This window comes from Acinetobacter sp. GW821-FHT01C12 (assembly GCF_059422625.1).
On record NZ_JBWKXD010000013.1, the window covers coordinates 26,530 to 49,596 of the forward strand.

General features: G+C 36.3%; 22 protein-coding genes. 15 read left to right on the forward strand and 7 right to left on the reverse strand.

Going from position 1 to position 23,067, the window contains the following annotated elements; translation table 11 throughout:
* Positions 1–2 precede the first annotated feature (2 nt).
* The gene (locus AC07WY_RS19435) at positions 3–269 is read right to left on the reverse strand and encodes a hypothetical protein (RefSeq protein WP_494736950.1); all 267 of its coding nucleotides are present in this window, start codon (positions 267–269) and stop codon (positions 3–5) included.
* 425 nt (positions 270–694) lie between these two features.
* On the opposite strand from AC07WY_RS19435, the gene AC07WY_RS19440 reads away from it, so the two are divergent.
* The 10 genes from AC07WY_RS19440 (at position 695) to AC07WY_RS19485 (ending at position 10,391) form a co-directional block, all read left to right on the forward strand.
* Positions 695–3,334: a type VI secretion system Vgr family protein gene (locus AC07WY_RS19440; RefSeq protein ID WP_494736951.1), complete on the forward strand. Its 2,640-nt coding sequence runs from the start codon at positions 695–697 to the stop codon at positions 3,332–3,334.
* 1 nt (position 3,335) lies between these two features.
* Positions 3,336–3,884, forward strand: a complete 549-nt coding sequence (locus tag AC07WY_RS19445) for a DUF4123 domain-containing protein (RefSeq protein ID WP_494736952.1) — start codon at positions 3,336–3,338, stop codon at positions 3,882–3,884.
* Entirely contained in the window at positions 3,884–4,489 is a 606-nt protein-coding gene (locus AC07WY_RS19450) for a hypothetical protein (RefSeq protein ID WP_494736953.1), read from the forward strand. Before AC07WY_RS19445 ends, AC07WY_RS19450 begins: the two co-directional genes overlap by 1 nt.
* Before the next feature lies 1 nt (position 4,490).
* On the forward strand, positions 4,491–6,023 hold the full coding sequence (locus AC07WY_RS19455; protein WP_494736954.1) for a hypothetical protein: 1,533 nt from the start codon (positions 4,491–4,493) through the stop codon (positions 6,021–6,023).
* Positions 6,024–6,037: 14 nt separating this feature from the next.
* Positions 6,038–6,769, forward strand: a complete 732-nt coding sequence (locus AC07WY_RS19460) for a hypothetical protein (protein ID WP_494736955.1) — start codon at positions 6,038–6,040, stop codon at positions 6,767–6,769.
* An 80-nt stretch (positions 6,770–6,849) separates the two neighbouring features.
* On the forward strand, positions 6,850–7,551 hold the full coding sequence (locus AC07WY_RS19465) for a hypothetical protein (RefSeq protein WP_494736956.1): 702 nt from the start codon (positions 6,850–6,852) through the stop codon (positions 7,549–7,551).
* A 60-nt stretch (positions 7,552–7,611) separates the two neighbouring features.
* Positions 7,612–8,289 carry a hypothetical protein gene (locus tag AC07WY_RS19470; protein ID WP_419337004.1) on the forward strand — a complete coding sequence of 226 codons (678 nt, stop codon included), beginning with the start codon at positions 7,612–7,614 and terminating at the stop codon, positions 8,287–8,289.
* A 66-nt stretch (positions 8,290–8,355) separates the two neighbouring features.
* On the forward strand, positions 8,356–9,063 hold the full coding sequence (locus AC07WY_RS19475; RefSeq protein ID WP_494736957.1) for a hypothetical protein: 708 nt from the start codon (positions 8,356–8,358) through the stop codon (positions 9,061–9,063).
* Positions 9,041–9,748 carry a hypothetical protein gene (locus AC07WY_RS19480; protein WP_494736958.1) on the forward strand — a complete coding sequence of 236 codons (708 nt, stop codon included), beginning with the start codon at positions 9,041–9,043 and terminating at the stop codon, positions 9,746–9,748. Before AC07WY_RS19475 ends, AC07WY_RS19480 begins: the two co-directional genes overlap by 23 nt.
* Positions 9,749–10,031: 283 nt before the next feature.
* Positions 10,032–10,391, forward strand: coding sequence for an SseB family protein (locus AC07WY_RS19485; protein WP_419336999.1), 360 nt, complete (start codon positions 10,032–10,034; stop codon positions 10,389–10,391).
* Here the strand turns inward: AC07WY_RS19485 and AC07WY_RS19490 are convergent.
* From AC07WY_RS19490 to AC07WY_RS19500, 3 genes are all read right to left on the reverse strand, one after another.
* On the reverse strand, positions 10,388–11,323 hold the full coding sequence (locus tag AC07WY_RS19490) for a tRNA dihydrouridine synthase (protein WP_201784136.1): 936 nt from the start codon (positions 11,321–11,323) through the stop codon (positions 10,388–10,390). The two genes, AC07WY_RS19485 and AC07WY_RS19490, sit on opposite strands and share 4 nt — an antisense overlap.
* Positions 11,324–11,397: 74 nt before the next feature.
* Complete coding sequence (locus AC07WY_RS19495; RefSeq protein ID WP_262086945.1) at positions 11,398–11,919, reverse strand: hypothetical protein; 522 nt, start codon at positions 11,917–11,919, stop codon at positions 11,398–11,400.
* Positions 11,920–11,940: 21 nt separating this feature from the next.
* On the reverse strand, positions 11,941–12,750 hold the full coding sequence (locus tag AC07WY_RS19500) for a cytochrome C assembly family protein (protein WP_004724062.1): 810 nt from the start codon (positions 12,748–12,750) through the stop codon (positions 11,941–11,943).
* Positions 12,751–12,894: 144 nt separating this feature from the next.
* On the opposite strand from AC07WY_RS19500, the gene ffh reads away from it, so the two are divergent.
* Together ffh and AC07WY_RS19510 are read left to right on the forward strand one after the other, a co-directional pair.
* Positions 12,895–14,301, forward strand: coding sequence for a signal recognition particle protein (gene ffh / locus AC07WY_RS19505; RefSeq protein ID WP_004817818.1), 1,407 nt, complete (start codon positions 12,895–12,897; stop codon positions 14,299–14,301).
* A 136-nt stretch (positions 14,302–14,437) separates the two neighbouring features.
* Positions 14,438–15,043 (forward strand): RBBP9/YdeN family alpha/beta hydrolase, encoded by a 606-nt coding sequence (locus tag AC07WY_RS19510; protein ID WP_419336992.1) that lies wholly within the window; start codon positions 14,438–14,440, stop codon positions 15,041–15,043.
* A 7-nt stretch (positions 15,044–15,050) separates the two neighbouring features.
* On the opposite strand, the gene AC07WY_RS19515 is transcribed toward AC07WY_RS19510, so the two are convergent.
* The 3 genes from AC07WY_RS19515 to AC07WY_RS19525 form a co-directional block, all read right to left on the reverse strand.
* Positions 15,051–15,722, reverse strand: a complete 672-nt coding sequence (locus tag AC07WY_RS19515) for a toxin-antitoxin system YwqK family antitoxin (protein ID WP_004817814.1) — start codon at positions 15,720–15,722, stop codon at positions 15,051–15,053.
* Between the two features lie 86 nt (positions 15,723–15,808).
* Entirely contained in the window at positions 15,809–16,540 is a 732-nt protein-coding gene (locus tag AC07WY_RS19520; RefSeq protein WP_494736959.1) for a type III pantothenate kinase, read from the reverse strand.
* Positions 16,541–17,154: 614 nt separating this feature from the next.
* A complete protein-coding gene (locus AC07WY_RS19525; RefSeq protein WP_262086941.1) occupies positions 17,155–17,910 on the reverse strand; it encodes a biotin--[acetyl-CoA-carboxylase] ligase in 756 nt (251 codons plus the stop codon).
* A gap of 30 nt (positions 17,911–17,940) precedes the next feature.
* On the opposite strand from AC07WY_RS19525, the gene AC07WY_RS19530 reads away from it, so the two are divergent.
* The 3 genes from AC07WY_RS19530 (at position 17,941) to smc (ending at position 23,066) form a co-directional block, all read left to right on the forward strand.
* Complete coding sequence (locus tag AC07WY_RS19530) at positions 17,941–18,744, forward strand: sulfite exporter TauE/SafE family protein (protein ID WP_004724050.1); 804 nt, start codon at positions 17,941–17,943, stop codon at positions 18,742–18,744.
* Positions 18,745–18,904: 160 nt separating this feature from the next.
* Positions 18,905–19,600, forward strand: a complete 696-nt coding sequence (locus AC07WY_RS19535) for a GntR family transcriptional regulator (RefSeq protein ID WP_004724049.1) — start codon at positions 18,905–18,907, stop codon at positions 19,598–19,600.
* A 13-nt stretch (positions 19,601–19,613) separates the two neighbouring features.
* Positions 19,614–23,066 (forward strand): chromosome segregation protein SMC, encoded by a 3,453-nt coding sequence (gene smc / locus AC07WY_RS19540; protein ID WP_494736960.1) that lies wholly within the window; start codon positions 19,614–19,616, stop codon positions 23,064–23,066.
* Position 23,067: the final 1 nt, after the last annotated feature.

Here is a 23,067-nt window from a genome sequence, read left to right on the forward strand (position 1 = left end):
GTTTAGTTTGCATGTTCTGGCTGAGCTGAGTTGTGTGGCATGTTTTTCATTTCATCATTCGGCATTTGCTGAGTGTCATGTAGAGGTGTTGTATCGGTATTCTCAGTCTGAGGCGTCGCTATCTGCTTATTTTGCTGACTCGGCATATAATCTGGTTCATTGGTTACAGCCATATAGAAGAATACAAGGAATAAACAACTAAAGATTGTTGCGAAAATCACGGCTTTAGATTTCCACAACGGTTTTTTGGGAGAGTTAACATCGTTCATAGGAAAACTCCTAAAAGAATGAAATGTGTAGCTATTTTATAACATAAAGCAGTAGTAAAGTTGGCATTGCTATAAAAGACATAAATTAAATGAGGCTTATGTATATAAACACAACATGAATTGATCAGTATTGAATACATATCAGACATAACAAGCAGGCTGAGATTAAAATTGAAATCAAGCATATAAACAAGATTATTTTGAGCTTTATTTTAGATATTTGTGGAAATAAATAATGTTGATTTATTAGAAATATATGAATATTTAAACTACATTTTTAGCGAGATTATTTATTTAATTTTTCAACAATTAATCAAAAAATCTATTTGAATTTAAGTATTTTTAGTAATGAAATTGTTTTTTTAAATAGAAAAATTTTAGAATTAATTTATAATAGAGGCAACTAAAACGAATAAATTATTAAAATGAACAGCTTAGTAAATAGCATTTATAAAATATTGGATCAGCTTGGACTAAACGCACAAAAACGAGCTTTGCATATCCAATTTACAAATACAGACTTAAACAACCAAGTCTTCTTACAACGTATCGATGGACAACATGGTCTAAACCAAGGTGTGTCTGTTGAACTGATTTGTCTTGCCACTTCAGCAACGATTCCGCTTAAACAGTTTATTGGTAGCCAAGTGGCGATTGATCAAGTCACAGATCATGGACAACTGTTTCGTAGCACAGGGGTGATTACTGAGGCCGCACAAGGGCAGAGTGATGGTGCACTCACGCTATATAAACTCAAACTCGAAGATGCCACTTCACTGTGGCATAAACGCCGTAACAGCCGAGTGTTTATGAATAAGTCGGTTGTTCAAGTCATAGAAGCGCTGTTTAAAGAATGGCAAGACAAAAGCCCACTCTTTGCATCGAGTCTAAACCTCGATAAAAGTGGACTGAAAAAAGATTACGATATCCGACCATTCATTATGCAGAGTAACGAAAGCGACTATGCATTTTTAACCCGCTTGATGCGCAGTGAAGGGATCAACTGGTTGATTGATGAAGCACAATTGATTGTGCCTAGTTCTGCGACTCAAATTCAGCCGCAAAAACTGCGTTTGGTGGATGATAACAGTGAATACAAAGCGCTAGAACGAAGAAAGATCCGCTTCCATCGCAGCAGTGCCACAGAACAACAAGACAGCATCACCAGCTTTATCGGACAACGTAGCTTACAACCCACTGCTGTCCATGTACAACGCTGGCAAGCAGATGTGTTAGAGCAAGAAGAGGGTGCAGGCAGTGTTCAAAGCAAACACCAACACAGTCAAAACCAAAACAATGCCAGTCTCGGTTTAGAACAAGCTTGGCATATCAGCCCAGCATGGATTCAAGACCTGAACGGTGAAGATCAAGCAACCGCGTCAAATAACAATCAGATTGAAAAGATTAACCAAAACCTCAGCCATTACTACGATGCTCAATCCAAACAATTTATAGCCAATTCCACTGTACGTGATGCGCAAGTGGGGTACTGGTTTGAATTAAACGAACACCCAGAAATAGACCAACACAGTGGCTCAGACAAAGAGTTTTTGATCACCTCAAAGACATTCTATAACCAGAACAACTTACCCAAAGATCTGAGTGAACAAATCAATCGCTTGCTCCAACAGAGCAATTGGGTAAACGAAAATAAAGCAGATCCAAACAACCCAGAACGCCAAGCCAATCAATTGGTACTACAACGCCGTAATATCACCACTGTTCCGGAATACCATCCACTACAACACCGTCCAAGTACCCATCCACAACGAGCCAAAGTGGTTGGGCCAAGTGGAGAGGAAATTCATGTCGATGAATGGGGACGTATTAAAGTTCGCTTCCTGTTTACTCGCAATGAAGATCATAGTCATGATGGTGGTGCAGGGAGCAATGACAACGACACCGATTCCGCTTGGGTGGATGTACTGACCCCGTGGGCAGGTGAAGGCTATGGTGCGCGGTTCTTACCGAGGATCGGCGAGATTGTCGTGATAGATTTCTTTGATGGAAATATTGACCGACCATTTGTGGTGGGGCGTATCCATGAAGCACAACGAAGCCCAACGAAATTTGATGACAAAGGCCAATTGCCTGATACCAAAAAACTGGCAGGGATCAAAAGTCGAGAAGTTAAAGGCAGTGGCTACAACCAACTTAGATTTGACGATACCACAGACCAAATCAGCAGTCAGCTACAAAGCAGTCACGGCACGAGTCAACTTAACCTCGGTAATCTGAGTCATCCTAAAGAAACCGAGACCAGTGAGGGACGAGGCCAAGGCTTTGAACTAAGAACAGATCAATGGGGAGCGTTACGAGCTGGGCAAGGCCTACTACTGAGTACCTATGCTCAAGATTCAGCTTCAGGTAACCATCTTGATGCAACAGCCGCGAAAAGTCAGTTAGAAAGCAGTCTAAATAACTCTAAAGCCTTAAGTGAAGTTGCCAAGAATCAGCAGACTGATCCGCTGGATGTATTGGAAAATCTTAAGCAATTTCTTGATCAAATCGAAAAAGGTGAAAAAGACAAAGCGGATGCATTTAAACAAGCTTTGATGATTTTAGCTGCACCGAATTCAATCGCATTGGCAAGCAATGAAGACTTACATCTTTCTGCGGATAAACAAATCAGTTATACAGCAGGTGACAGTATCAACCTGAGTACGCAAAAGAATTTAGTTGCACATGCACAATCAAAGATTAGTCTTTTTGCGGCACAGGAAGGGGCAAGGTTATTTGCTGGAAAAGGCAAAGTTGAGATCCAAGCACAAGGCGATGGTGCGGATTTGATTGCACGTAAAGGTATTCAAATCATTTCGACTGAGGAGATGATTGAGCTAAAGAGTCTCAAAGAAATTATTATCACATCTGGTGGCTCTCAATTAAAGATTAATGGTTCAGGTGTATTTGTGACCACGGCTGCTAAGTTCGAAGTGAAAGCAGGGCAACATAGTTTTATTGGTGGAGCAAAAGTCGATTATTCACTTCCATCATTCTATGAAAATATTTGTAAGCCTTGTTTGTTGGATGCAGCAAAGTTTGGAATGGCATTTGTTGATAAATAAAATGAAAAGAAAAATTGTTCCATTTAAAAATATAAAAAGCTGTATCGAAGATGATCGACATGATTTGAACATGTATTTAATCTTGGATGCAGCGCAAGTTTCAGATCAAACTTTGCACTTTATTAACGCATGGCGAAATGATGCAAGGCTAGAGTTTTATTCATTATTCTCAGGCACAACGGAGGGCAATGCACCTTTTGAAGTTGCCCCTGTACTTGTCTTAATCAATGATTTAGAGGCGCTCGAAGAAGATGGGTTTAGCTTTATTCATCAAACATGGAAAGATGAACAGGCGTTAAATCTGGTATTCAGTTCATTGGATTTGGCTCAGTTTGTTAAAAAAATGAAACGCTATCTCACAGTAGAATTTCCTGATGATACACAAAAATTATTTAGATGGTTTGATCCAAGAATTGTTAAAAAAATTCATAAAATACTGACAGATCAACAAGAAGATGAGTTTTTTGAGGATATTACAAAATGGATCATTTCAATTCGAAATTATCAGGATGTAGATTCTAATCAATTAATGGTATTGGAGAATGCATAATGTTCATACTCAGCCAAGAAAAATTATATGAATTAGATGTTGAGCAAAATAAAGAATTTTTATATGACCTTGTCTATGAAATTATAAAAGAAAACCCTGCCCTTAAACTGAATGGACAATTTGATCAGCTATTAGAACCTGTCCAAAGCCTGATCAATCTATATGTTGAAAAAGGCATCAATCAAATTTATACACTCAAATATATGGTGAAGAGCCATGTTTATTTGGGAATAGATTATGCAAATGATCCGCAATATCTTTGGCTCCAAAATGAAATGCAGCATTACAATATTGCGGAGCAAGTATCTTATGTAGATGCTTTTTATACACTTTTGGAAAGCTATAAAAATGTGGTTTTAGGGTATGATTTTAAATTTGTTTTTAAAGCAATAGACCAGTTAAATCAGAGTTTTAGTCATTCCAATCTTCAAGAAAACCTTTCAATTATTTATCCAGAAAAAATAGAGTTTTTAAAACAAAAAGATTCATTGAGTTCACTTCAAGAAAATTATTCCAATGATATCCAATCATATAAAGAGTATGTATTGGGAAAAGAGTTTCATCATAACGTTTTTATAAAAAATTTGATTAATTTGGAGGTTTAAGATGGGTGTAGGTGGTGCAAGTCCTACAGCGGGCACTTCATGTGCAACGTGTTTAAGAAAGTTTACGGTTCATTTTCGGAGACCATATAAATACGGGGAAAAGCCACGATTAAACGGAACATCTTATATTTTGAAGTATAATGGAGAGTTTGGGTTTGATTGGTTAAGAGATGAATATATATACCCTATAGTTCCCATAAATAAAGCAAAGAAACCTGTACTAATAATCCAACAAACCTATGGTATGGAGAAAATTGACTTAAAACAGAATTATACAAAAGGTGTCAGAAAAATTTCCCCATTTGGCACGGAATATATTCCTGCTCATTTAGCAATTTTCGCAACCAATCCGGGAAGTAATAAAGATTCTAATATTAGTACAGAAATTAATAAAAATGGAGCATTACTGTCAATTGAAGTTCATCAAATTAATAGTGATGCTGATTTTCCTTTATCAGATGATGGGACAAATCTAATATTTGAAGCTAGCGATCCTGCAATTAAAATTTCAACAGTAAATGGCAATGAAAAGCAGAAAAAATTACAGATACCATTAAAAGATTTTTTGTCTAAACAATTAAGCAAAGACTTAGGTGTGTTAAATGGTGTAAGAAAATACTATGTGAAAGAGGATCATATTAGAGTCACATGTGAAGGTGCTACTACTAATGGGGCTTATATACAGGTAAAAGCAAAAAGAAATAAAGATACAGAAGAAATTGTCGGGATATTACACATAGCTCCTAATAATAAAATTCCAAAAGCAAGGATTTGTTTGATCAATGTTATTGTAGATAATTTACCAGTAAAACAACCTGTAGGACTTGATTATAGGTTAAAATATCAAGCATTTAATCAGGCTTTGGTAAGAGCTGAAATTGTTAAAAAACAAGATTTTAATGTTGTTGAATTATATAAAAAATATAAAGCAGCCGATTTAAAGTTATTTCTAGATAAGTATTACAATATAAATGAATCAAAAGAATCACCAAGAAGAGATAAACGTGGTTATAGCATTGTAGCAACGAAATTTAGTGAAGATTTTAAAAAGGATGTATGCCAATTATATGAAAAGTATCATGGTATAAAAAAAATAAATTCAGATGAGACAAAAGAAACATACGTGTTTTTTTCTAATATCATTTTTTTTGATCCTCCAAATTTTATGTTGCTTGGAAGTGCTGTACATAGTTTGGAAAATAGTACTGATAATGAAAAAAAATGGGGAAATGCCGTTGTATTGCTTCATGCAGGATCTATGCAGTTGGAAATAGTCGTACATGAAATTTTACATAGTTTTGGAATAACACATATTTTTGATAAAGACTTAAAAAATAATCGATATTATCATTTCCATAAAGGTTTTACTGACAACTTTATGGATTATCAAAATACAGAAAAAGATGGTCCATCCAAGTTTGCTGAAGAACCTGCAAACACAAAAGTAAAAAAAGTTACGCCAAATAATCAGGTATCTTTATTTAGATATCAATGGGATCTTTTGAAAAAAGATCGAAGTATCGATATCAAATAGTAAAGGATCTCTAAATGAATTTGTTGAAAAAAATATTGTTTATTAGTTTACTTCCATTAATATCTTGTTCTCATGGCGATGAACTTAAAAATTTGTGTTCAAATGGAAGTAATCAAATACAACATCACTCAAAAGAAACTAGTATTTTAAAATCATCAAGAAATATCAGTTCCTTTGTGGCTGAAAATAAAGCATATATAAATTATGATCTTAAAGAAATTTTAAAAAATTATAAGCAATTGAATTCAGATAATATGCAACTAAAAGTGTTGGAAGAACTATCATCTGATCAGGGGTTTTCTGATGGTGTAGTACATAATCCTAAATTTAAAGAAGATTATAATCATATGTCAGTATTAAAAGTTTCATCTGCTCATCAGGGGCGAAATTCCTATTATTATGAGAGTGATAACTTTGTACCTTTGGATAAAAATATAGTAATGAATATCAATAATTTTATTGATGATCAAATTTTTTTAATGAATCAAAAAAAGATTGATGAAAGCAAGCTAAATGCATTTATAAGCGAATTTCTAAAAAAAGGACGCTGCCAAGGTGGAGACGAACTTGGGATGGTTGTTGTTGAAAGTAATTTTGATGGTGTTCATTTAATTTTAGAAACTAATCCTGAATGGTTCTTAGGACAAGGTGAAGTTAAAAGTTTTGCATATAGTGTTTATTATACCAAGGCTACGGATGGAAAATATGAGAATACGATTTATAATAAAGTTGATGTACAGTATTAAATTCTATAGCTAAAATATTTTTTATTAGAGTGCTGAAATGTATTTGGAACTATAGGTAATTTTACTGAGATAAGGTTTTTATGAGGAAATATATAGTATTCTTAATTTTTACTTTCATCGTTGGCTGTGATGGAAAGCTAATTTCTTCAGGTAATAAAAGTGATGAGGTAATAAATAAATTTTGCCTTACTCCTGAGCCCAATATTAGTTTGGATATAAATAAATATTTACCATTTGAAAGTTCAATGGAGAGTCCTATAGAAGAAAACTTAGGAATAAAGGTTAATTATTTTTATAATAAAATTCAAAAATCTACTTCCTCGAATAATATGAATGTATATGAAAATCAAGGTTATATTGATATTTTTGATGATAACTACGCTGTAATAGGTAAAATTCTAATTATTTCAGCAGGCACTTATGTTAAATATATTAATTTTGAAGTTAGATCTGATCCCCAAATTTTTAAAGGAAAACTTATAAAAAGTGCTCTTATAGATGTGATTTCTGCAGTAAGTAATACCGATTCTAAATTAATCTATGATAAAGCCTTAAGTAATTTAATTAACAATATTAAAGATGGTAAATTTAATCCTCGAACTGGTATATATTCAGGTTCTTTTGATGAGAATGAAGTTGTATATGAAATATCTACAATTAATAAAAAATTTATTGCAGCTAAAGTTGCTAGCGGGGAAATTAGAGATATCGATTGCAAAGCTAAAAAATATAATGAATATAAAGAGTTGGAGTTATCACTTTTTTCAATATTCAAACACTAATCTTAATGATTTTAGACATCAGTTATAATTATTTATTAGGTTATTAGAGATGGTGGTGTTATGAAATCTTTCATTTTGGTGATAGCTTTAATACATCTATCAGCTTGCTCATTTGACTCAAATAAGGATAATTATAGTTTAAAAAATAGTGAAAATTCAGATGTTGGAAATAGTTATGATATTAAAGTTGGAAAAAATATTTCTAGTTTTGTAGATGAAAATAGAATTTTTTTAAATTATGATCAAAAAGAAATAATTAACAGATATAAAAAATTAAATAGCAATTACATGGTTTTAAAGGTTTTAGATAAACTTCCTGCTGAAATAGGGTTTGCAGATGGTACTGTCGGTAATAATGTTGAAGAAAATAAGCATTATATGTCTAATCTAGATACACATATAAAATTTAAGACAAATTACATATTTTTTAAAAGTACCAATTATGTACCTTACGATGATAAAATTCTCAATACTATTGCTAAAATGTTGGGTGATCAAATTTATGTGATCAATGGAAATAAAGTAGATGATAAAGATTTAGATAAAAATATTAATCTTTTTATTAAAAGGCTCGAATGCAGCACTTCGTCACAAGAGGAAGTGCTAGAGTGGAATGTAAATGATATTCATATTATTTTAGAAGCATCAGGAAATAAAAATGAAAAACTAACCAGTCTTTTTTTTACAGTTTATTTTACAAAGAAAACGGATAAAAAATATGAAACATCAATATATTAGTTTTCTATATCTATGGTATTAAAAATTATCTAGAAATTTTATACCTTTGATAAGGCTTAATGAGTTATGAGGAAAATTTTAACTATTTTTATATTCTCTTTTTTTCTATTTGCATGTGCTCCTAATGAGCCATTAGATCATCTATGCCAGATAAATAACAAAACTAAGAAAAGCGATACTCAAAGTGATGTAAAGGAAATATCGAGAGATATTAATTTATTTGTTGTTAATCATGATTTGTATTTAGACTATAATTTTAAAAAAATATATAGCAAATACAAGGGAATGAGTTCAAATTATTTGAAGTTAAAAGTTATAGATCGATTATCTGCTACTCAAGGTTTTGATAATGGAATAGTTCACAATGAAAATTTTGAAGATAATTATCATCATATGTCTACATTAGAAGTACGAACTACAGGACAAGGTCCAAATACAAATTATTATGCTAGTGATAATTTCGTTCCATTTGATGAAAATATCCATAAAAATATCGATCAATCAATTTCTGATCAAGTTTTTTTAATAAATTCAGCAACTTTAGATAAAAGTAGTCTTGATAACTTCATAGAAAATTTTTTAACTAAAGGGCGATGTCAAGGTGGGGATCAGTACGGAAAGGTTATTACTGAAAAGAATTTTAATGGTGTACATATTATCTTGGAATCTGAACCTGAATGGTTTGTAGGCAAAGGTCAAGTAAATAGTTTTGCATATACTGTATACTATACAAAAATGACAGATAAAAATTATGAAAAATCATTATATTATTAAATTTAAAACTGTATTCCTGATATATTTTTCTTTGACATCCTATAGTTTTGGAGCGAATGTAGAAAATCGAATTTTTAATTTTGAAGATAAAGAAATATCAGCGTTATCTTCTGAAATAAATTACTCAAGATTTGCACCAGTAAACCAGCTTAATTTAAAAGCAATGTCTGTAGATTTAGGTGAAATAATAAAGAACCTTGAAAAAATAGGTTATATCAATAGGGATACAGTCTCGCATAGTAAACGCTATGAAGTGCTATCCTATGGTTTGACGACCAAGAAAATTTATTTTTTTAATAATAGCAGTCAAACACCTGATCTCTTTTCTGAGATTTATGCAGCGAACTCTAAATTTAATCAACTCAAAAGTATTCGTCTAGGGTTAAGTGTTGAATACAATGGGAAAAAATTTAAAAAAATGAATACAGATCCAATTGTTCCCACAAGTTTTATTTCTGCTTTGAATGTGATTGATGAGAGGAAATCAAAAGAGGTGTATGTTTCACTTATGAAGCAACATATTTTAAATAAAAAAAATAATGTGAATGAGTATTGTGAATTTTTAGTGACGACGAGAGTAAATGTTAAGGATTATTGGTTAGAATTAAATACTGAACTCACAAAGAATAATACTTATTTCAATATTTACCAAAGCAAAGGAATTCCTCAAAAATGCAATTTGTGAAATTCTTTGTTTGGATTTTTTGCTTAGACCCTTTTCCGGCATTCTGTGGTGATTATAGAAAAACTAATAGTGATGGTGATTTCGTATCCCTGCAGCAGTAGATGCTTTATGAATATAGTTTCCTAAACGAGATTAAATCTTTTATAATAATTTAAATTCAATAACTTAAATCTTGATAATTTAAAATTCGAAGCTTTAGGATATTCAATTGATTACTCAGGTCAATTCCATATCTACCGTGAATAAGCTATATTAATGGCACCAAAAATAGACAATCAACAACATGCAAAATTTACAACAACTCTTTATCAACACCCAAGAAAACTATGAATTGATCCCTGATTTTATCGATCTGCTTTTAGCATCGGATATTTATTGTTTAGGAACACAAGATCAGCATAAAAAAATTCAATTCCGTATTCTAGAAACACCAGAAGGCGATCAAGCAATACCATTCTTCATAGAGCTAGAAACCATTAAAAATGATATTGGCGTCGATGCCGAATATATCACTTTAAATACACGGCAGTTTTTTGAAATGACTCAGGGGGCAACATTGGTATTGAATCCAACTTCTGAATTATCAAAAGAATTTCAACCTGAAGAAATTAAAGCAATTTTAGAGATTGATGAAGAAATTTAAGAATGTGCAGGATTCAATTTCTCCAGCACTTCGTCAATTTTTTTCAACCGTTTGATTTCATCCCATAAGGCTTTGGCTTCGGGATAATGCTTAGACATCATCCCAATCCATTGTTTATAGCGACCGACCATGTTCAGCTCCTTTTTATATGGCCCATTTAAAAAACGAATTTGTAAATTTAATAGTTCAGACCATGTGATAAGTGGTTCATCTGTATTTTTACGAATACATTGTGTGAGATCTGGTGTAGTCACAGCACCACGACCAATCATCAAATCTTGGCAACCTGATTCAAGTTGGCATTGTTTCGCATCAGCATTGGTCCAGATTTCACCATTGGCAATCACATTGATTTTGAGTGCTTCACGAATCGGCTGTAGCTGATCCCAAAATGCTGGAGGGGTGTACCCATCAGCTTTGGTCCGAGCATGGACAGTGACCCAAGCTGCGCCAGCATCTTCAATGGCATGCGCATTTTCAAGGGTAAAATTTCGATCCATATAACCTAAACGCATTTTTGCAGATACAGGGATGTGTTTGGGTACAGCATCACGTACAGCCTTGACCAACTCATGTACAACTTCAGGCTCATCGAGAAGTACTGAACCACCTCTATGACGGTTTACTGTTTTAGCAGGACAACCAAAATTCATATCGATTGCAGGAGCACCTAATTCAGCAGCGCGTACCGCATTGGCTGCGAGCATTTCAGGATTATTTCCTAAAAACTGAACGTGTACTGGTGTGCCAGCAGCTGTCTTGCCTTGATTGTTTAATTCTGGACAATAGCTATGATAAACATGGTCAGGTAAGACCGAATCCGTTACACGGATAAACTCAGTCACGCACCAGTCAAAGCTACCGACATGTGTGAGAACGTCACGCATGATAGGGTCGGTTAAGCCTTCCATTGGGGCGAGTATAAGTTTCACAGTTGTTACCTGATGAGATGAAAACAGCGTTATACGCATTTTTGTAGGAGATGTCTACCGATGCAAAATATATTCTAGGTCAGCGCTGAATGGGGTGTTATTGAAAAGTTGATCCATAAATTTTCATTATCAAAACTTTCTACGTAAAGTCGAATTTTTTGTTGTGGATACATGTTGTTTGAACCTAAATGCGATTCACAATCTTTGTAATTGGCTAAACCATAAAATCTTTCGCCATATTGAACAATCACCCCTTGAGGATAGAAACACACAATCTCGGTTTCAATGCTTTGCCCAATTTTAAATTTGTTCTTTAATTCATTCCAATCACTTAAATATTTAGAGATTGATTGATTCCAAAAATTTAAAAACTCATCTTTTTCAATAGGAATAATTTCATCTAAAACGTCAGAAAAACTTCCTTCAGGTAAGAAAAAATGCGCTTGTTCTATGTTTAAATTTGTATTGATGCTGAGTGAAGCTGTCACCAAAATTGATCTGAGACAGTAATATTCCAGATCTAATTCATATAAAACAATTTCTTCTGCTTCTGTATCAATATATTTATTTATAGTAAGAATACAAAATACTGCCATTTTTGCTCAGCGCTGCGTTTATCAACGATGCAAAATCATTTCCAAAACAAATTTAGAACCAATAAAGCCAACCGCCAATAAAAAGAATCCAATCATGGTAAAGCGAATGGCTTTTTGACCACGCCAGCCAAACTTATAGTGACCAATTAACAACGCACCGTAAACAAACCAAGACACAATACTAAACACGGTCTTATGTGCTAGGTGCTGTGCAAAGAAGTCATCAATGGTAAAGAAACCAAAACATAGGGCGACAGTTAATAAAACAAAACCAGTAATGAGCATATCAAAAAGTAAAGATTCCATGGCTTGATATGACGGTAAGAAATTGACCCAAATACGTTTTTTTTGTTTCTTTTTGAGTTCGCGGTTTTGAAACCAAATCAAAACGGCTTGTATGGTTGCCATGAGTAAAACGGCATAAGCAGATAAAGACAGAATGATATGGATGTCTAAACCGATAGAATGCTGTTCAATAAATTGATCTGGTTTACTAAAACAAAAACCGAGAATCAAACCAAAGGCGGCAACAGGAATTCCAATCAAATTTAGTGAAAGAACAGGACGATAGGTACTGTAAAGCATACTTAGAACCAACATTAACGCAGAGGTAAAAGACATCAAGTTAAAGACGTCGTAATTAATCCCTAGTGGTGTAAGTATGTCGTTATGAAGTACACTTGCATGTAATATCAGCCCTAAACCTGACATGATGCCAATAAACCAAGGGTTTGCGGAACGTTTAGCCATTAAGTGCATGAACAAATACCAAAATGAAGAGGTATAGGCAATTAATGCTAAAATCGTATAAACCAAGGGTAGGCTAATCATGTCAAACCTTTTTCAGGATGATGAATATTCATGTTATAAGATATAAATTCCATGTGAACTACAGTATCCTATAGCATCTTGAGCATAAATTTTCTATTTTAAGAAAGATTTTTTTGCTACTAGCTATTTTAAGCGGATTTTGCAATGTTTGATACCTTAACAGAACGACTCACGCAGAGTCTCAGAAATGTTACTGGCTCTGGGCAGCTAACCGAAGATAATATTAAAGATACCTTACGTGAAGTGCGTATGGCACTTCTTGAAGCCGATGTTGCTTTGCCTGTAACTCGTGAGTTTATTGCGAAAGTTAAGGAAGAAGCATTGGGTCAAGAAGTTATGACTCAGCTTTCACCAGGTCAAGCTTTCGTTAAAATTGTGTATGACGAACTCACCAAAATGATGGGTGAGGCAAACGAAAGCCTAGACTTAGCTGCAAAACCACCTGTTGTGATTCTTCTCGCAGGTTTACAAGGTGCCGGTAAAACCACGACAGCTGCAAAACTTGGACGTTTCTTAAAAGAGCGTCAAAAGAAAAAAGTGGCGATGGTTTCTGCCGATGTTTACCGCCCAGCTGCGATTAAGCAACTTCAAACAGTTGCTGCTGAAGTGGGTGTTGATTTTATTGAATCGGACGCTTCTGAAGATCCGATTAAAATTGCACAACGTGCAATTGGTCAAGCCAAAATTAACTTTAACGATGTTTTGATTGTCGATACGGCAGGTCGTTTGCATGTCGATGATGACATGATGGACGAAATTAAAGCATTACACGCTGCAATTGGCCCAACAGAAACCCTATTTGTCGTTGATGCAATGACAGGTCAGGATGCGGCAAATACCGCCAAAGCCTTTAATGATGCATTACCATTAACGGGTGTTATCCTCACCAAAACTGATGGTGATGCACGTGGCGGTGCGGCGCTTTCGGTACGTGCGATTACCGGTAAGCCAATTAAATTCTTGGGTATGGGTGAAAAACTTGATGCCTTAGAGCCATTCCATCCTGAGCGTGTTGCACAACGTATCTTAGGCATGGGTGACGTACTTTCTTTAGTCGAAGAAGTTGAACGTAAAATCGACAAAGAAAAAGCCGAAAAAATGGCGAAAAAATTGCAAAAGGGCGGGAGCTTCAACTTTGAAGACATGCTGATGCAATTTGAACAGATGAACAAAATGGGCGGTATGATGGGCTTCTTGGATAAGTTGCCTGGCATGAGCAATTCAGGCATTCAAGATGCGATTGCACAAGCAAATCCTGAAAAGCAAGTGAAAAAGATGGAAGCGATTATTCAATCGATGACCATTAAAGAACGTCGTAACCCAGACTTAATGAATCCGAGCCGTAAAAAGCGTATTGCAGCAGGCTGTGGTATGGATGTGGTTGAAGTCAATAAACTGATCAAACAACATGCACAAATGGCGAAAATGATGAAGAAGTTTGCCAATCCATCGGGTATGGCAAAAATGATGCGCTCATTGGGTGGAATGCAAAAACAGTTTGGCGGTGGCGGCGGTATGGGGCCATTGTTTGGTAATAACGATAAAAAATAAGTCTCATTTTTTTTATAAAAAGCGCCTTAGGGCGCTTTTTTGTTAAATAAAAATAACATACTTTTGTTGGCTGTTTAGATATTCTGAGCCCATTATTTGAATATGATTTAAACAATAATTGATAAGAAGTTTATTTATGAAAAAAGTATTTATCGTACACGGTTATAAAGACTCCCCTGAACATCATTGGTATCCGTGGCTAAAGCAACAAGTATTGGCGACAGGGCATACATGTGAAGTGATTGATCTAGAACATCCAGAGCAACCCCAATATGAGCTGTGGAAGCATAATATTACGCAGCAAATTAAGTCACTCAATGACGATACCATCATTGTGGCACATGGTTTAGGGGGGATTGCCAGTCTGGATTTTCTTTCGAGTGAATTATTGGGGCGAAAATTAGGTGCTTTATTTTTGGTTGCGGGATTCAGTAAAAATTTAGCCGTTTTACCTGAACTTAATTTATTTTTACAACACGCTCGGGTCGATGATGCGCTGCTCAGAATGAATATTCTGAATCGCTTTATCTTTTTCTCCAACAATGATCCTTTTGTGCCAGCGCCTGTCAGTATTCAATTGGGTTATTCGCTGAATTCACAAATGATTGAGGTGAAAGGTGCAGGGCATTTTATGGCAGCAGAGGGTTATACCAGCTTAACTGTACTTTGGGAAAAGTTAGCCGTTTTATTACAACCTGAATCCCAAGCTGGTACTCAGGCTGCATATTCGATTTTATCGTGATACTGTGTTATTGATTGAGTTTTTGATAAAGCTCGTCAAGAATCTCCTGAGCGTGTTGCTCATCTTGAATCAAATTGCCTTGTTGATCCCAAACTTTACTGTCCAGAATCGAATAATCTTCACTTGGGCTTAATTTTAGTTCAGCTGCAGGTTTGCCATCTTCATACCATACCTTTTGAACGATGGGCTGATCATCTGAATATTCTTCCTGTAGCCCAAGTTGACCATTTGAATAGTATGTTTCAGTTTTTCCAACTGATCTCTGGTCTTGGCTGGTCGATTTAAAGCTGACTTTTCCATTTTCAAAATAGCCCACAACTTCACCGTCGACATATTTACTATCAAAGCTATTTAAGCCTTGAGGGGCTTTAATCCAAAATGGGTCAGATTGTTTTTTACGACTATTTTGATAGAAGTCCTGAACTAAGAAACGGCCATCTTTATCACGACCTAATAGTTTTCTGAAATATCCATTTTCTACAGGTGTGAGTGAATAACCCTGATCCATGACTAAGCCGCACTCACAGGCTTCTTCACCTGCATCTGGAGCAAAGTAAGCAATAACGGGTTCAGTTGTTGCCATGGTTGTTGAAGGTGAGTGCGTGGTTTGTAAACTGGTACAACCCACCATTGTGAAGCTCATTAAACAGGCACTAAGCAGTAAGGGTATCGTTTTCATAATGATTGCTCTTTTATCATGTTTATGGTTGTGTTTATTTATTAAAAATGGAAGATTGCTGATCCTCCATTAAATTGTATTTAGGTTTAAGCGGTTTGTCGATCTATATAGAACTGTAAGCCTTTGAGTAATAAATCTGATTCAATTCTTGGTTGATATTTCTCTAGAAATTGTGCAAATAGATTGGCATCACCACCTGTTAAAATAAGCTTTCGTGGTTGTTGCTCAAGCACTTTTTCAATGGTGCTTAACAGCCCCAAGAAAATGCCATGATGTACTGCATCTATGGTATTCCGACCAGGACTTAGCTCTGAAAAAGCCGCATCTGGAATTTTAATGCCTTTGGTTTTTTGAATTAAAGAATCACGTTGTAAATAGAGGTTAGGCAGAATATAACCGCCTAAATGTTGTAAACCTTGGGTTAAATCAATTGTTAAAGCGGTGCCGCAGCTAATCACACACAAGTCATCATCAGCTTTCGCCACAGCCAAAACTTGTAACCAACGATCGATCCCGAGTTGTTCTATATGGTCATAGCCACAAAGTAATCCTGCATATTCAGCATGCACTTTGGCAAAAGTTACCGGAATATCGAGTAATTTTAAAATCTGGACAATGCGTTCGTTGTTCTTTTTATCTTGGACTGAAGAAATTCCAATTTTGTCTAAGCCTAAACCACGGAAATGTTGAATTAAACCCAATAGCAGATCCGCAGGGGATTGGAGATGTAATTCTGCTGCCTGTTGGATAATTTGATTATTTTCAGTAATCCAATATTTTAGACGGGTATTTCCAATATCTAACCAAAGTGCTTTCATGATTTTGCCTAATTGAAACTGAACACAATCTGCATAATTATTTTATTTGAAAATATTGAACGACTTAGAGAGCATCTCAATCTGATCAATCAAATAGGACAAATAACCTGCGGTTCATTTTGCTGAACGTTGTTCCGTACTGTTGGTAACTGTTTACTATGATCTTTGGATCAATACGATTACTGCGCAATATATAGCGAAATGTATAGCGAAAAAAGCCCTGTTTTAAATAGGGTCTGTTGATAATTCGTCTATGTTTGCGACTACGTGTGTTTTTTAGGCGATACTAGGCGCGAAATACGAAATTTAGTTATTCTAAATCAGTAGTTCGTAACAACGTAGCGGCAAAAAACACGCTAGTCCCCCGCTGCGCCTTGCGCTGCAAACAAAGCAGTGCTTTGTTCTTGCTCAGGGTTGTGGCTAAAATTATCTCAGCCTTCGTTATGAAACTCGAAAATAGTCTCGCTATTCTCTTCGTTTCATGCCTTGCCTGCTCAATTTTAACCTACAACGCAAGCCATTTATGAAATGTCAACAGCCCCTAATTGCCGATCACTTTTTCACGATACATCTGATCAATCCATCTCATTTTAAACAATAGATCACATCGTTATTTATGCTTCAGCTAAGCGTAAACGCCCTTGATAGACATTGACTAAGCCTTGAGCTGTCAATAAATTCAGTGCGCCATCATCAGAAATTCCTTTGAAAACACCCTCAATTGAATTTTGAATTTGTTCAAAATAAACCTGTTGATCCATAAAAGCAGCATAGTGATTAAATCGTGCTGCAAGGTTATAGCAACCATGATCAAACCATTGTCCAGCTTGTTGAATTGCCAAATACATTTCTGCAATGATTTGGATTCGATTTGGAAATTGTAGGCCTAATTGCATTATCGAGGTGGCTTGTTGAGTCACATTTTCTTTGGGGATCGGAAATAAGTTGATCCCGATTCCAACAATAGCTTGATGTGGTGAAATGGGCTCAACTAAAATTCCGCCCCACTTTCCTTGAGGGCTATATAGGTCATTGGGCCATTTAATTTGTAATGCTGGTAAATTCTTAAGTGTTGGCATTTGTAAGATATTTAAAGCAATTTCCAATGCTAAACGCCCATCTAAGGGTGTTCGAGTTTCAAGCAATGTGCTTAAATAAATGTTACCAATTGGCGAAACCCATTCCCGTTGGTGCTGACCTCGTCCTTGAGTCTGAGTTTCACTACAGACCAAAACTGTCTTGACGCCGCTGAGCGCAATTTCACGCACATCATCATTGGTCGATGCTGTCGTCTGCTTTAAAAGCAGCACTTCAGGGAGTTCATTTGCTTGTGTAAGAAGTTGTCTAAGATGACGAGTCTCTAAATCCATGTTGAATCTGAGAAGAGTGAAGGAACATTTATGGAGTTAATCATATATTTAGGTATTGGTGCAATCGCAGGATTTGCTGCTGGGCTATTTGGTGTTGGTGGTGGCTTAATTATTGTACCAATTCTCTATGTGGTCTTTACCAAAATGGGCTATGATCCTTCGGTCATTATGCACATGGCATTGGGAACTTCACTTGCAACAATTATTGTAACCTCAATTAGTTCCGTAACAGCGCATCATAAAAAAGGTGCAGTACTTTGGAATGTTTTTAAAAACTTAGCCCCAGGTTTGGTGATTGGCTCATTTATTGGAGCTGGCATTGCAGATATTTTATCAGGTCAGCATTTACAGCTGATTATTGGTGCATTTGCAATTTGGGTGGCATTTAAAATGTTTAAGGGGGCCAATGTCAAAGTCGATGAATCTAAACAATTACCGACCGCACCTATGCAAATGCTGGCTGGTGGGGGAATTGGAGTTGCATCGGCAATTTTTGGTATTGGTGGCGGAAGTCTGACCGTTCCCTATCTCAACAAAAATGGTGTGGTGATGCAAAAAGCCGTTGCAACATCAGCAGCTTGTGGTTTACCGATTGCAATAGCGGGTGCGCTCGGCTTTATGTTCTTTGGTGCACAAGAACCAACCGAAATTAAAAATTCAATTGGTTATGTGCATATCTATGCCTTTATTGGGATCAGTGTAATGAGTTTTATCACTGCCAAATTTGGCGCAAAGGTGGCGCACGCACTTTCTCCAGCGATGTTGAAAAAATGCTTTGCATGCTTACTTACAGTGGTTGGTCTTTATTTTATTTATCAAGGTATTACTAAGTAGATTCCGATCAATGGTACTTTTTCTAAACACTGAGTTGACTTAAAATACATTAAAATTGTCGGACAATGTCATGGTTTCAATTGAATTAAATCAGGTACAACTAAAATAATGACAATTGACATTGTCCAAGTAAAGAATAATAAACCAAGATAGGAATTATATGCATTCGGAAGAAGTGGATAGCCTTTCAGAACAGATTGCCAAACATATTAGTGAACAAATTATTAGTGGCGAGTTGGTTGAAGGGGAAAGAATACAAGAACTACGTATTGCCAAAGAACTGGATGTCAGTCGTGGCTCGGTACGCGAAGCCCTTTTGCTTTTAGAAAGAACCCATCTGATTGAAATTTATCCTCGTCGTGGTGCAATTGTCTCAGAAATGTCAGCACAACAAGTCCGTGCATTGTTCGATACCAGCGCATTGTTATTAGGTCAAATCGTGCAACGTATGAGTGAAACATGGCGCAATCATGAAGCTGAAGCGATTCAGCAGATGATGAATCATTTGGTTGAGCAAGTGAAGCAAGGCAATACTGAAAAGTTTTATGATGGCATATTTCAATTTTTATCAGGGCAACAGGACATGGTTGGGAATCCCTACCTGATGAAATTTTATAAAGAGTTGTTACCATCCCTGCGAAGAAGTTATTTTTTAACCTTAAATACTTCAAGACGCGAGCTTCAAGAAGCTTTAGAATTGCTTAAGTTGGTGATTGACGCAATTTTAATCCGAAAATCACAACAAGCTACTTTATTTATGGAAGATTTTTGTCGACACTTACGTAATCTGGTGTTGGAATCTCTGACACGGATGAAACAAATCGAACTCGCTTGGGCGCGGAGATCGCGTCGGTAATTACTAGGACATTATGCGTTTAAGCAGCTTAAAACTTTCAGGCTTCAAATCTTTTGCCGATAGTACAACACTACAATTCAAAGATAACCGTACAGCGGTGGTAGGTCCTAATGGTTGTGGTAAATCCAATGTGATTGACGCGATCCGTTGGGTGATGGGGGAATCCAGTGCGCGCCAGCTCCGTGGTGGCAGTATGCAGGATGTTATTTTTACAGGAACGGCAAAACGTAAACCTGTAGGTATGGCAAGTGTAGAACTGCGCTTTGAAAACACCTATGGCAAATTAGGTGGGGCTTATAATGCGTATACTGAACTTGCTGTTCGCCGTCAGGTGAATCGTGATGGAAAATCTGAATACTTTCTCAATGGGACGAAGTGCCGACGTCGTGATATTACCGACATTTTCTTGGGTACAGGTTTAGGTCCTCGTTCCTACGCAATCATCGAACAGGGAATGATTAACCGCTTGGTTGATGCCAAACCTGAAGAAATGCGTATCTTTCTTGAAGAGGCTGCTGGGGTTTCTCGTTATCAGGCTCGTCGTCGTGAAACACTACAACACTTAGAACATACCACGCAGAACTTAGACCGTCTCGAAGATATTGCTTCAGAACTCAAATCACAGCTTAAAACCTTAAAACGCCAGTCTGAAACTGCGGTTCAATATAAGACTTTAGAAACTGAAATTCGTACGTTAAAGATTGAAATTCTATCTTTCCAGTGTGATCGTAGTTCTCGTTTACAAGAACAATATACGGTTGAAATGAACGAATTGGGAGAGCACTTTAAACTGGTGCGCTCTGACATGAGTACTTTGGAACATGATCTGACTTCAACCAATGAGTTGTTCCAACGTTTGATTCAACAGTCCACGCCTTTGCAAAATGAGTGGCAACAAGCTGAGAAAAAACTCTCTGAGTTGAAAATGACTTTGGAACAGAAACAAAGTTTATTTCAACAGAACTCAGAAGCTTTGGGAAATTTTGAACAGCAAAAAGCTCAAACCAAAGAAAAGATTCAGTTGATGGAATTGCAATTGGAAACCTTGCACAGTCAATTGGAGCAGCAGACTGAACATTTACAACATGCTGAGTCTGAAACACAACAACGTAGCCAAGCCTTTACCGATTTAAAAGCGCAGCAATTGCAAGCACAACAACAGTATGAACAGGTCAAAGTTCAAGTTGAAAAGCAACAGCAGCAAAAAGCACAAATGCAGGCGCAAATTGAACAGCTTGCAAAAAATGTTGCGCGTATTGAACAGCAAAAAGACACCTTAAAAACCCAAGCCGTTCAGGTTCAAAGTCAATTTCAAACTGAAGATGTTCAACAACTTGAGCAAGATAAATTAGCAATCCAAGCTGCGATTGTTGAATTAGAACAAAAAATTAATCAAGCAAAGCAGCAGTTTGAACAACTACAGGAAAGCATTAGTCAGCAAAAAACTCAGATTTCGGCTTTAAAATCTGATGTACAAGTGTTGCAATCTGAACAGAAAAATCTCACCCAATTAATGGCGAAAAGTGCTGTAAATAGCAAGGCTGATACGGTGCAATTGATGCAGGTATTAACGCTGAATGCACAAGGCAAAGCACATGCACAGCTGGTTGAAAAGTTTTTAGCCAAATGGTTGTCAGCCCATATTGTTGATCAAGATGCTGATTTTGCAGAAAGTGTGGCACGTCAGCTTAAAGCATCAAGCTCACAAGATAAAATTCAATTGAATGGATTGGCATGTTTAGCAGATTGGATTGAATCTCCACAGTATTCATTGTGGAATCAAGTCGCTGTAATTGAAAACCTTGCTCAAGCTTTAGCTGTACAAGCACAGTTAAAAGCAGGACAAAGCATATTGACGCTGGATGGTTATCATGTCGGTCAAGATTGGGTGGTTGGTCTGTTCTTTGATGAGTCGAGCCAAGCCGCACAGGGTGCACTCAGTCATCGTATTCGCCTTGAAGAAATTGAAACACAACTTGCGCAGCTACAACCACAGTTGATTGAAGCTGAAACTGTATTGCCGAGTTTAAATCAGCAATTGTTGGACCTGCAAAAACAGATCCAAACAGAGCAAGACACGCTAAAACATCAGCAAAAACAGCTACAACAGTTTGATGTGCAGATTGCTAAGCAGCAAAGTGCTTCACAAGCATTTGAGTTGCAGAAAGTTCAGCTGAATAGTCAATTGCAACAGTTAGATGAGCAACTTGAAGAAGATGCAATGCAGAAAGATGATCTTGAAATCGATATGCATTCGGTCATTCTCAAGCTTGAACAAAATCTTCCTGAGTTTAAAACTTTGCAATTCAAGTTGGATGAGCTCAATGAGCAGGTTGAAGAACAGCAACAGCAATTACAGCTTAAGCAGCAAGATTCTGAAACTACACGTCGTCTAGCTGAACAAAATAAACAGCAAATTGAATTATTAGACAAAGACCTCTCCTTCTCTAAAACGCAATATCAACAAATTATTGCGCAAATGGAGCAAGCCAAGAAGTTTGTAGATCCAATTCAATTGGAGTTGCCGAGTCTAGAATCGCAATATGCTGAGCAGGCACAACAAACTGAAAAACTGCAAAAAACTTGGAGTGAGTGGCAAGTTGAATTGAATAATATTCAATCCAAACAGCAACAACTTACAGAAATGCGCCATTTGCATCAGCAAAATGATGAGCAATTGCGTACAAAACTGGAAGAGCGACGTTTGGCTTGGCAATCTGCAAAATCAGATTTACAGCATTATTCCGATCAACTTAAAGAGATGAATGCTGAAGTTAAGCAAGGCGTATTGATTGATTTACCTGTACATCAAGAAAAGTTTGAGAAAGCACAGCGTCAGTTTGAAAAATTAGGCGCGGTCAATTTAGCCGCTTCAGCAGAATATGAAGAAGTTTCTAAGCGCTTTGAAGATCTAACCCATCAAATGCAAGACTTGGAAAATACGGTTGGGCAGTTGAAAGATGCCATGAAGACCATTGACCAAGAAACCAAAAAATTATTTATGGGGACTTTTGATCAGGTTAATGCTGAATTAAAAGTATTATTTCCAAAAGTCTTTAATGGTGGTGAAGCCAGTTTAAGTCTTGAAGATGACTGGCAGTCTGGCGTGAAGTTGATGGCACGCCCACCCGGCAAGAAAAATAGTTCATTGGCTTTGTTATCTGGTGGTGAAAAAGCATTAACGGCATTGGCTTTGGTATTTGCTATTTTCCGTTTGAATCCTGCACCTTTCTGTGTTTTGGATGAAGTTGATGCACCTTTAGACGATGCTAACGTTGGTCGTTTTTGTAATTTAGTAAAAGAGCTTTCTGATCAAGTCCAATTCATTTACATTACACATAATAAAGTTGCAATGACGATGGCAACCGATTTGCTGGGTGTGACGATGCCTGAACCAGGCACATCAAAGCTCGTCACTGTGAATTTGGAAGAGGCAAGAGAATACGGTTTAGCCGCGGAGTCGTAGT

What these genes read in the sequence shown, in the direction of transcription:
- AC07WY_RS19500 (WP_004724062.1), bottom strand. Translation starts at nt 12,750, where the DNA reads ATGATTAGCCTACCCTTGGTTTATACGATTTTAGCATTAATTGCCTAT.
- AC07WY_RS19435 (WP_494736950.1), bottom strand. Translation starts at nt 269, where the DNA reads ATGAACGATGTTAACTCTCCCAAAAAACCGTTGTGGAAATCTAAAGCC.
- AC07WY_RS19445 (WP_494736952.1), top strand. Translation starts at nt 3,336, where the DNA reads ATGAAAAGAAAAATTGTTCCATTTAAAAATATAAAAAGCTGTATCGAA.
- AC07WY_RS19470 (WP_419337004.1), top strand. Translation starts at nt 7,612, where the DNA reads ATGAAATCTTTCATTTTGGTGATAGCTTTAATACATCTATCAGCTTGC.
- AC07WY_RS19495 (WP_262086945.1), bottom strand. Translation starts at nt 11,919, where the DNA reads ATGGCAGTATTTTGTATTCTTACTATAAATAAATATATTGATACAGAA.
- AC07WY_RS19450 (WP_494736953.1), top strand. Translation starts at nt 3,884, where the DNA reads ATGTTCATACTCAGCCAAGAAAAATTATATGAATTAGATGTTGAGCAA.
- ffh (WP_004817818.1), top strand. Translation starts at nt 12,895, where the DNA reads ATGTTTGATACCTTAACAGAACGACTCACGCAGAGTCTCAGAAATGTT.
- AC07WY_RS19510 (WP_419336992.1), top strand. Translation starts at nt 14,438, where the DNA reads ATGAAAAAAGTATTTATCGTACACGGTTATAAAGACTCCCCTGAACAT.
- AC07WY_RS19475 (WP_494736957.1), top strand. Translation starts at nt 8,356, where the DNA reads ATGAGGAAAATTTTAACTATTTTTATATTCTCTTTTTTTCTATTTGCA.
- AC07WY_RS19480 (WP_494736958.1), top strand. Translation starts at nt 9,041, where the DNA reads ATGAAAAATCATTATATTATTAAATTTAAAACTGTATTCCTGATATAT.
- AC07WY_RS19455 (WP_494736954.1), top strand. Translation starts at nt 4,491, where the DNA reads ATGGGTGTAGGTGGTGCAAGTCCTACAGCGGGCACTTCATGTGCAACG.
- AC07WY_RS19465 (WP_494736956.1), top strand. Translation starts at nt 6,850, where the DNA reads ATGAGGAAATATATAGTATTCTTAATTTTTACTTTCATCGTTGGCTGT.
- AC07WY_RS19515 (WP_004817814.1), bottom strand. Translation starts at nt 15,722, where the DNA reads ATGAAAACGATACCCTTACTGCTTAGTGCCTGTTTAATGAGCTTCACA.
- AC07WY_RS19520 (WP_494736959.1), bottom strand. Translation starts at nt 16,540, where the DNA reads ATGAAAGCACTTTGGTTAGATATTGGAAATACCCGTCTAAAATATTGG.
- smc (WP_494736960.1), top strand. Translation starts at nt 19,614, where the DNA reads ATGCGTTTAAGCAGCTTAAAACTTTCAGGCTTCAAATCTTTTGCCGAT.
- AC07WY_RS19460 (WP_494736955.1), top strand. Translation starts at nt 6,038, where the DNA reads ATGAATTTGTTGAAAAAAATATTGTTTATTAGTTTACTTCCATTAATA.
- AC07WY_RS19485 (WP_419336999.1), top strand. Translation starts at nt 10,032, where the DNA reads ATGCAAAATTTACAACAACTCTTTATCAACACCCAAGAAAACTATGAA.
- AC07WY_RS19525 (WP_262086941.1), bottom strand. Translation starts at nt 17,910, where the DNA reads ATGGATTTAGAGACTCGTCATCTTAGACAACTTCTTACACAAGCAAAT.
- AC07WY_RS19440 (WP_494736951.1), top strand. Translation starts at nt 695, where the DNA reads ATGAACAGCTTAGTAAATAGCATTTATAAAATATTGGATCAGCTTGGA.
- AC07WY_RS19535 (WP_004724049.1), top strand. Translation starts at nt 18,905, where the DNA reads ATGCATTCGGAAGAAGTGGATAGCCTTTCAGAACAGATTGCCAAACAT.
- AC07WY_RS19530 (WP_004724050.1), top strand. Translation starts at nt 17,941, where the DNA reads ATGGAGTTAATCATATATTTAGGTATTGGTGCAATCGCAGGATTTGCT.